This window comes from Amycolatopsis kentuckyensis, from assembly GCF_002155975.1.
Lineage (GTDB): Bacteria > Actinomycetota > Actinomycetes > Mycobacteriales > Pseudonocardiaceae > Amycolatopsis > Amycolatopsis kentuckyensis.
This window is the reverse complement of the sequence record NZ_MUMI01000193.1, coordinates 1-6,053: the sequence shown is the minus strand read 5'-3', so window position 1 is coordinate 6,053 and position 6,053 is coordinate 1. Positions and strand designations below refer to the sequence as shown.

Sequence of the window (6,053 nt, the reverse complement as noted above, 5' to 3'; positions counted from 1 at the left end):
GCCAGCTGCGGTCGTCGCCGATCCGGGCCGCCGCCCAGGCGGCGACCTCCGGTGTCGCCAGCTCGTCCCACACCGCGAGCACGTCGCGGCCGTGCAAGGCGCAGGCCGCGTCCGCCGCGCACCAGCGGGCCATCCGGACCAGGTTGCGCTCGGCCGTCACCGCGCCGTCCCGGGCCCACGCCGCCGGGTCGGCGCGGGTGTGGTCCAGCACGCTGTCGAGGTACATGCGCCCGACGCGCGAGCCGAACCGCGCCGCGTACTCCTGCCCGTACACCGTGCCGTACGAACTGCCGAAGTAGTTCAGCCGGGACTCGCCCAGCCGGGCCCGGATCGCGTCCAGGTCGCGGGCGACCTGGTCGGCGCCGAGCCGGCCGCGGGCCGCCGGGCAGTCCGCCGCGAACTTCGCGTTCGCGGCCGCGAAGGCGTCGTACGCACTCCTGGTCAGCGGGCCCGGCAGGGGCGCGGGCACCGGCGCCGGGCACGTGACGTCGAGGCCGCGCGGGTCGAACACCACCACGTCGAACCGCGCCGCGAGGTCGGTGAACTGGTCGCGGTACCCCGGCACGGCGAACAGCGGGATCGACTGCGCGGGCCCACCCGGGTTGACCAGCAGGGTGCCGAGTTTCCGGTCGCGCGCGGGGATCCGGAGCAGCGGGACGGTGACGGTGGCGCCGCCGGCCGGGTGGTCCCAGTCAGCGGGCACCTCGATCTCGGTGCAGGACAAGCCGTCGTAACAGTCCCGCCACGCCGGTCCGGCGGCGGCCGTGGCGGTTCCGGCTCCGGTCACGAGCAGCGCGGCGACCGCCGTCACCCGCTTGAGCAGTGCTTTCATGCCTCGATTCGAGCAGCCGGCGGCGCCGCGCGCGTCTGCCTTGGGACAGACATTTCCGGGCCGTGGTGTCCGGCGGCGGCGAAGGCCCGGATGCGACGCCGCCACCGGCGGTGGCGGACCTGCCGGATTCGGCGTGACCGACGCGATGGTGCAGAAGCGCGATCGCGCGGGAGGACCGGCCGGTCCGGGCTCTCCCGCACGACCGCACTCGCTACCGCGAGAGGCTGATATCGCGGTAAGCCCACCTCGCGGCGGTGCCGTCCGGCGCAGCCAGAGTGATCAAAACACTGTCGGCACCGCCCACCACGTCGGCCGGGACCGGAACGTGAATCGGCCAGTTCCCGTCACAGCGCGGAGTCGAACTCGCGCTGCCACCATCGATGCCCTTCCCCGCCGCGTAGGAGTCTCCGTAGACAACTCGGCCACATCCGACGGCGTGCAGCGTGCCATCGAGGGTCACCCACCGGTTGGTGAAGGTGGCGGTGCCGGTGGCGTAGCTGGCTCCGTAAGCGACGTGGAAATTCCGGACCACGGACACCTGCCCGGCCGTCGCGGCGGGCGCGGTTACGAGGACGAGTCCGACGGCGGCTGCGCCGGCCGCAACCGTGCGGCGGCGGGTGCGGCGCGCGGTCGTCGGTGCGGGATGTGACTTCGGCATGGTGAGCAAGGATCCCCTCGTGGTCACTTCGGCGCCCGGAAGTTCCGGGTCCGCTGCCTGACACGCCCACCCCGTCGGCCAGGTTGTCGCCTGCGAACTGGTCTCACCCGAAAGCAGGCCGCGAGGTCGGCCGGTTTGCCCGGACTTCGGCGGATGCGGTGGCCGATCGGGTCGGGCCGGATCCACCGACCGCTGACACGTGGAACCTCACCCCCACCCCGAACGTCATAGTGCCGTAAGTAACACAATCGGCCCAACGGGCGAATGACCCGTTGTAGTGACGAAAACGAAAGGCAGTCCGGTGTCCGGTTCAGAAGTCGAGCTCACCCACCGCGCGATGGCGATGCTGAAGGCGGTGGCCGCGGGTCGTGCACAGATGTCGTGCAGCTGCGAGCCCGATCTCTTCATCGACGGATTCGCCTGTTGCGATCAGATCACCGCGCACGCCCTCGCCCACGGCGGCTACCTGCGCCCCGCCGTCGAAGGCGGCACCGGGCGCGTGGCCGCCGAGCTGACCGACGCCGGGAAGGCCGTGCTGGCGATCACCGTCGCCGCCTGAGGGTCACGGAGCGTCGCCTGCCCGAACAGGTGTTCGGACTCCCCTCCGTGCCCCTGACCTGGCAGGCTTGTCCCCATGGCGGAGCACCCACGACCGGCGGACGACGAGGCGACGGTCTTCCTCCCGAGCGAGCTGCGGGGCCCGCACTGGCCGACCCGTGACCCCGACGTCTCGCGGCGCGCCTACGACGAGTTCGCCGGCCAGATCGTCGCGCGGCCGCCCGCGTCGCCGGTCAGCGCCGGGCGCGGGGAGGGCGCCGGTTCGTCGCTGGCCCGCTCCAGCGGCCGGATGGCGGTCGCCTCCGCCGTCAGCCGGGTCACCGGGTTCGTCGCGAAGCTGCTGCTCGCCGCCGTGGTCGGGGCCGGGGTCGTCAACGACTCCTTCACCGTCGCGAACACCCTGCCCAACATCGTCTTCGAACTGCTCTTCGGCGGCGTCCTCGCCAGCGTCGTGGTGCCGCTGCTGGTCCGCTCGCACGACGACCCCGACGGCGGCCGCGCCTACACGCAGCGGCTCATCACGATGGCGTTCGTGCTGCTCGTCGTCGGCACGGCCGTCGCGGTGGCGATCGCCCCGCTGTTCACCGCGCTCTACGTCGACAAATCGTCTCCGACGGCCAATTCGGCGCTGACCACCGCGCTGGCGTACCTGCTGCTGCCGCAGATCCTCTTCTACGGCCTCTTCGCGCTGCTCTCGGCCATCCTCAACGCGCAGAACGTCTTCGGCCCGCCGGCCTGGGCGCCGGTGCTGAACAACGTCGTCGTCACCGGCACGCTCGTCGTGTTCGCCTTCGTGCCGGGCGAGCTGACCCTCGACCCGGTCCACATGAGCGATCCCAAGCTGCTCGTGCTCGGCCTCGGCACCACGCTCGGCATCGTGGCGCAGGCCGTCGTGCTCATCCCGGCGTTGCTGCGCACCGGGTTCCGCTTCCGCTGGCGCTGGGGCTTCGACCCGCGGATCAAGGAGTTCGGCGGGCTCGCCGCGTGGATCCTCGGTTACGTCGTGGTCAGCCACGTCGGGTTCGTCATCACCACCCGGGTGCTGACGGGCGGCAACAGCGGCGGCGTCACGGCCTACAGCTACGCGTCCCTGCTCTTCCAGTTGCCGTACGGCATCCTCGGCGTTTCGCTGCTGACGGCGCTGATGCCGCGGATGAGCCGCGCCGCCGCGGACGGCGACACGGTCTCGCTCGTCGGCGACCTCTCGCTCGCCTCGCGCATGTCGACGGTGCTGTTCGTGCCCATCTCGGCGGTGCTGGCGGTGGTCGGAACGCCGATCGGCATCGCGATCTTCACGTGGGGCCGCGGCACCCTCGACGACGCCGAGCGGCTCGGCCAGACGCTGGCCGTCTCGGCGGTCGGGCTGCTGCCGTTCGCGCTGGTCATGCTGCAGCTGCGGGTGTTCTACGCGATGAAGGACGCCCGCACGCCGACGCTGATCATGCTCGTGATGACGGCGGTGAAGATCCCGCTGCTGCTGCTTTGCCGCGGTCTGCTCGACGGCGAGCACGTGGTCTACGGCGTCATGCTCGTCAACGGCGCCGGGTTCGTGGTCGGGGCCGTCCTCGGCCAGGTCTGGCTGTGGGTCCGGCTCGGGCATCTGCGCAGCAAGCGGTCGCTGCGGGTCGGGCTGATCACGCTTTCGGTGAGCGGGCTGGGCGTGGTGGCCGCGGTGCTGGCCGGGCACGCGGTGCCCGAGTCGCTGGGGGTGATCCCGGGGGCGTGGGTGAAGCTGCCGGTGCAGGGGGTGCTGGGGATGGCCGTGCCCTTCGGGTTGCTCGCGTTGCTGAAGCTGCCGGAGTTCACCCCGGTGACCCGGCGGGTGGCCGGGCTGCGGCGGCGGTTCGCGGCTCGTTGACGACTACGGCCGGGAACGCGATCCGGATGTCTCGAAACGGTAACGAGAGCGCGGCGATCAGCGCGTTTACAATTGCCGCAAGGGTTTCTACTATCCACCGGGGATCAGGCCGGCGCGGGCGAGCGCGGCGGCGGGGGTATCAGGTGGAGGCCGTGCATGACGCGCAGCGCGCGCAGACGACGGGACCGGGTCACGGTCGACGAACTGCTGCGGCAGACGGGGGCGCGGCCGCGCAAACCCGGCTCGCGGGCGGCCGAACTGGCGGCGCGCCGGGGCACGGAGCCCGCAGCCGGGCCCCGGGGGGCGGCGCGGATGGCGCTCGTGTCGGCGGTGGTCGTCGTGCTGGGCGGACTGGTGATCGTGCTGGCGACGCGGCCGGACTCGGTCCCCGGCTCCACGCAGTTCCCGCAGCTGCAGCCGGCCACCGCCGCGCCGACGTCGACCGCGCTGGCCGTCCCGACCGAGACGACCACGCCGTCGCCGGTGGTCATGCAGGCGCGCCGGACGCCGACCCCGGCGCCGACCCCGACGGTGACGATCGATCTGCCGCCGCCGTCCACGGCGAAGCCGAGCGCGCCGCCGTCCACATGGGACCCGCGGTGGAACTACTACGGCTGCTACCCGTACTGCGGCGGCTGGCGGCGCTGACCCGCGAAGGCCCCCTCACCGACCCCGATGCCGGTGAGAGGGCCCCCGACAGCCCCACTACGGGTCCGGAGCGTCAGCCGGTGTAGCCGGCGACGATCTTGGTGAACGCGTACTTGTCCTGGCTGATGCCGCTGCACTCGCCGCCGCCGCTGCAGTCGCGGTTGGTGGCCCAGAACGTGAAGCGGGCCAGGTGGTGGCTGGTCGCGTAGCTGCGGATGGAGGTGAAGTTGGCGACCGTGACCGTCTCGCCCGCGTTGTCGGTCTTGCCGTTCATCGAGGAGAGGCCGCTGTGCCGGTAGGCGGTGTCGTCGCTCCAGCCGAACGTGGTCTTGAGCTGGTTCTTCAGCCCGTCGACCGCCGACTTCGTCAGCGCGGCCATGTCGCCGCCGCTGGAGAAGTCGAACGGCATGACCGACCAGACGTCGACCGGGGCACCGATCGCCTTGGCCTGGTTGATCAGGCGCTTGCCCCAGGAGTCGGGGCCGGTCGTGGTGGTGCCGATGGTGATGACGACCTTCAGGTTCGGGTTCTTCTGCTTGGTCAGCTTGACCGCGTTGAGGATGCGGTCCTGGACCGTGTTGTTCTGGAACTCGTCGGTGTTCTCGATGTCGAGGTCGATCGCCTTGAGCGCGTAGGCGTCGATCACCTTCTGGTAGGCGCCCGCCAGGGCGGAGGCCGACGTGCACTTCGAGCCCAGTTTCGTGCCGGACCAGCCGCCGAAGGAGGGGATCACGTCCCCGCCCGCGTTGCGGATGTTCTGGATCATCGTCTTGTCCGAGCCGGTCAGCGACCGGCTGCCGTCCCACTTGGGGTTGCAGGTGCCGTCGGACAGCACGAACGCGAGCGTAAACGCTTTCACGCCGGTCGCGGACATCGCGGCGGACGGGCTGGTCTGGCCGCCCCACTGGTACAGGTACGGGGAGGCGAGCACCGGGTCGACCGCGGCCATGGCCTGCGGGGCGAGCCCGACCGTCGTGGCCAGCGCGGCCGAAGCCGCGGCCGCGAGGGTGAGGAGACGGCGCACTGATTTCATGGGGGTCCTCCGAACGCAGGTGGAGCACCTCCGGTTTGAGGCGGCGGGATCAACCCGGGAGGAGTGCTTGTGTGCCACCACACAGTGGACTAGACCAATGTTGCGTGTCAACCCTCCGTCGGTCGGAAAATGACCCACGGTGCCCGGAGCTGCCGACGATGTTAAATTCCCCTGAAGGCGGAGTGACATGAGCCCGCAATCCGGCTACTTTGCCGAAATGGTGGGGGATTCCACGGTCGCCGCCGGCGGGGAACGCCGCCCGGGCCGGTTGCTGCCCGCCCTCGTCCCGCAGCACTGGGCCCCGTGGCGGTGGGCACTCTGGCGGTTGCCGCGCCGCGGCCAGGTCTGGTACCTCGTCGGGGTCGACACCCTCGCCGTCGCCGCGGTCGTGCTCGCCGCCCTCCGCTTCCCGCCGCTCGCCGCGATGCTGGCGCCGTTCGCGCTGCTCGCGGCGAGCGGCGGGAAG

The 6,053-nt window shown here is 71.5% G+C and carries 6 protein-coding genes and 1 pseudogene; 4 read left to right on the top strand and 3 right to left on the bottom strand.

Annotated elements, in window-relative coordinates:
* Positions 1–832, bottom strand: an 832-nt coding sequence (locus tag CCN39_RS19570; protein ID WP_143264083.1) for an alpha/beta fold hydrolase, incomplete at its 3' end; no start/stop codon positions are given.
* Between the two features lie 211 nt (positions 833–1,043).
* A complete protein-coding gene (locus tag CCN39_RS19565; RefSeq protein ID WP_143264082.1) occupies positions 1,044–1,499 on the bottom strand; it encodes a hypothetical protein in 456 nt (151 codons plus the stop codon).
* A 292-nt stretch (positions 1,500–1,791) separates the two neighbouring features.
* Between CCN39_RS19565 and CCN39_RS19560 the strand changes: the two genes are divergently transcribed.
* From CCN39_RS19560 to CCN39_RS19550, 3 genes are all read left to right on the top strand, one after another.
* The gene (locus CCN39_RS19560) at positions 1,792–2,049 is read left to right on the top strand and encodes a hypothetical protein (protein WP_086843998.1); all 258 of its coding nucleotides are present in this window, start codon (positions 1,792–1,794) and stop codon (positions 2,047–2,049) included.
* A gap of 75 nt (positions 2,050–2,124) precedes the next feature.
* Positions 2,125–3,906: a murein biosynthesis integral membrane protein MurJ gene (gene murJ / locus CCN39_RS19555; protein WP_086843996.1), complete on the top strand. Its 1,782-nt coding sequence runs from the start codon at positions 2,125–2,127 to the stop codon at positions 3,904–3,906.
* Between the two features lie 156 nt (positions 3,907–4,062).
* A complete protein-coding gene (locus CCN39_RS19550) occupies positions 4,063–4,554 on the top strand; it encodes a hypothetical protein (protein ID WP_086843994.1) in 492 nt (163 codons plus the stop codon).
* 73 nt (positions 4,555–4,627) lie between these two features.
* On the opposite strand, the gene CCN39_RS19545 is transcribed toward CCN39_RS19550, so the two are convergent.
* Positions 4,628–5,587 (bottom strand): chitinase, encoded by a 960-nt coding sequence (locus CCN39_RS19545; RefSeq protein ID WP_208630271.1) that lies wholly within the window; start codon positions 5,585–5,587, stop codon positions 4,628–4,630.
* 217 nt (positions 5,588–5,804) lie between these two features.
* Here CCN39_RS19545 and CCN39_RS19540 point away from each other — a divergent pair.
* A pseudogene (locus CCN39_RS19540) lies at positions 5,805–6,053 on the top strand (GGDEF domain-containing protein); the annotation flags it as partial.

Bases quoted from the DNA above. Each gene is read 5' to 3' on its own strand.
- murJ (WP_086843996.1), top strand. From the start codon at position 2,125: ATGGCGGAGCACCCACGACCGGCGGACGACGAGGCGACGGTCTTCCTC.
- CCN39_RS19550 (WP_086843994.1), top strand. From the start codon at position 4,063: ATGACGCGCAGCGCGCGCAGACGACGGGACCGGGTCACGGTCGACGAA.
- CCN39_RS19545 (WP_208630271.1), bottom strand. From the start codon at position 5,587: ATGAAATCAGTGCGCCGTCTCCTCACCCTCGCGGCCGCGGCTTCGGCC.